Genomic DNA, 2,031 nt, shown 5'->3' on the forward strand with positions numbered 1-2,031 from the left:
GCGCGAGGGTGTGCCGGTAACACACCGTTTACGATTTCTTCATAATGATTGCTCGTTGTTTCCGTTTGTTTCTGTATGTTCATTGGGACGGGCGCACCGAACGGGGCCAAGCCACCGTCGACAAGGACTCCATCAGTTTCGGCAATAGGCGGCGTTCGAGTTTTCGTATCAGCCAAAGGGGCAGCTTGCCGAGACCGGGAAACAGACCGCGGTGCTCGGCAAGACCGCCGCTTCGACGGCCGATACCAACCCGTTACAGGGCAGTTGGACCGGCGCGACGGCCGGACACAGCGCGTCGTTTCAGATTGCCTCGATCAACGGGCGAGACGCGCAGGTCAAATACAATTTCGACGGCCACAGCGGTCAGGGTGTCGGCGACGTCGTCAAGAATGCGGAGCTGCTCGGCAAGATACAGTTCTCATCCAACGACGGATCGACCGGGAAAGTCACGTTTCAGTCCGGAAAACAGACGATCTCGCTCGCCGTCAGGAAATTGACGCCGAAAACGGCGTGATCGTGACGAACGAACGCGAGCGAGCTTGCCGAAAATGCGCGGTTGCGAAGAACGATGACGCCCTCTCGCCTCACGCCAATCGCCGTACCGGCTCGCCCTTGAACCAGCCGTCGATGCCCTCGACCATCTGGTTGTAGTGGGCGATGAAGGTCTCCTGCGTGACGTAGCCGAGATGTGGCGTCAGCACGAGGTTGTCGAGCTTGCGGAAGGGATGATCGACCGGGAGCGGCTCGACCGAAAACACGTCGACGGCTGCGCCCGCGATCTTGCGCGCCTTCAGCGTTTCCAACAGCGCCATCTCGTCGATGATCGGCCCGCGCGCGGTGTTGACGATGAAGCTTGTCGGCTTCATACGGGCGAGATCAGCAGCGCCGACCAGGCCGCGCGAGCGGTCGCTGAGCACGACGTGGATGGTGATGATGTCGGCGGTCGAGAAAAGCTCTTCCTTGGTGGCGTAGGTAACGCCGACTTCCTTGCAGCGCTCCGCCGTCAGGTTCGGGCTCCAGGCGATGACGTTCATGCCGAACGCCTTGGCAAGTCCGGCAACCTTGGCGCCGAGCTTGCCGAGCCCGACGATGCCGAGTGTCTTGCCCTCGATCTCGATGCCGACATGCTTCTGTAAATATTCGCCGGCATGCATGCGGGCGCTTTCGCGGCCGATATTGCGGGTCAATTCCAGGATCAAGCCCATGGCGAGCGGCGCGGTGGGATCGCGCGGCCATTGCGTGCCGCACACCACGATCCCGCGCTCCTTCGCAGCCGCCATGTCGATCGAATTATTGCGCATGCCCGATGTAATGAGGAGCTTCAAATTGGGCAGGCGCTCGAACATCGCGCGTGGAAACGGGGTGCGCTCGCGCATCGCGCAGATGATCTCGAAATCCTTCAGCGCGCTGGCCGCGGCGTCCGGCGAGGCAAAGGGCTGGTTGAAGACGGTGACCTCGACGCGATCCTCGACCTTGGACCAGTCCGCGACCTTGAGCGAGAGATTGAGATAGTCGTCGAGAATTGCACAGCGCAGCCGCGTCATGGGAAGATCCGTTCATGGCGATGGTGACGGCGCTTCCATAGCGCGCGTCCTGGGGAAAATGGGACCCCCATGGTCGCGCGCGGCGCTTTTTCAGGCAAGCGCCGCAACCATCAAAATTGCGGGTGGGAGGTGCCTCAAAACGCGCGCCTCGACGACACGGCCGGGCAGGTCAGTGGACAGTCTGGCGGGCGGCTGCCTGCTTGGCGCGGCAGGCGGGGCCCGGTCCGCGCATATAGTGCAGTTCCGGGCGGTAGGGGTCGAACGCCCTGGCGAGGAAATCGCTGAAGAAGGCTCGGATTCCGGCGAAGGGATTGGTGCGTCCGTCGCGGCGGTTTGCCGGGGAGGGGAGGGATGCCGAATCGATCATCGCCATGACGAATCCTGTCTTTTTTTCCGACGTCTTCTGACGCGCTGGACGCCTTTTTCCAGCGTCGAAGCGAGTTTCGGCCGCAACTTGTTAAAAGAAGGTTTCAATTGTCGTGATCTG

General features: G+C 61.5%; 3 protein-coding genes. 1 reads left to right on the forward strand and 2 read right to left on the reverse strand.

Going from position 1 to position 2,031, the window contains the following annotated elements; all coding sequences use genetic code 11:
- Window positions 1–211: 211 nt before the first annotated feature.
- Window positions 212–514 carry a hypothetical protein gene (locus WB528_RS17255; RefSeq protein WP_423889618.1) on the forward strand — a complete coding sequence of 101 codons (303 nt, stop codon included), beginning with the start codon at window positions 212–214 and terminating at the stop codon, window positions 512–514.
- A 70-nt stretch (window positions 515–584) separates the two neighbouring features.
- On the opposite strand, the gene WB528_RS17260 is transcribed toward WB528_RS17255, so the two are convergent.
- Together WB528_RS17260 and WB528_RS17265 are read right to left on the reverse strand one after the other, a co-directional pair.
- Window positions 585–1,544: a D-2-hydroxyacid dehydrogenase family protein gene (locus tag WB528_RS17260; protein WP_423889619.1), complete on the reverse strand. Its 960-nt coding sequence runs from the start codon at window positions 1,542–1,544 to the stop codon at window positions 585–587.
- A 169-nt stretch (window positions 1,545–1,713) separates the two neighbouring features.
- Complete coding sequence (locus WB528_RS17265; protein WP_423889620.1) at window positions 1,714–1,917, reverse strand: hypothetical protein; 204 nt, start codon at window positions 1,915–1,917, stop codon at window positions 1,714–1,716.
- Window positions 1,918–2,031: the final 114 nt, after the last annotated feature.

It is taken from the genome of Bradyrhizobium sp., assembly GCF_049586575.1.
Taxonomy (GTDB): Bacteria; Pseudomonadota; Alphaproteobacteria; order Rhizobiales; family Xanthobacteraceae; genus Bradyrhizobium.

Coding starts and splice junctions, on each gene's coding strand:
- WB528_RS17260 (WP_423889619.1), bottom strand. CDS start 1,544: ATGACGCGGCTGCGCTGTGCAATTCTCGACGACTATCTCAATCTCTCG.
- WB528_RS17265 (WP_423889620.1), bottom strand. CDS start 1,917: ATGGCGATGATCGATTCGGCATCCCTCCCCTCCCCGGCAAACCGCCGC.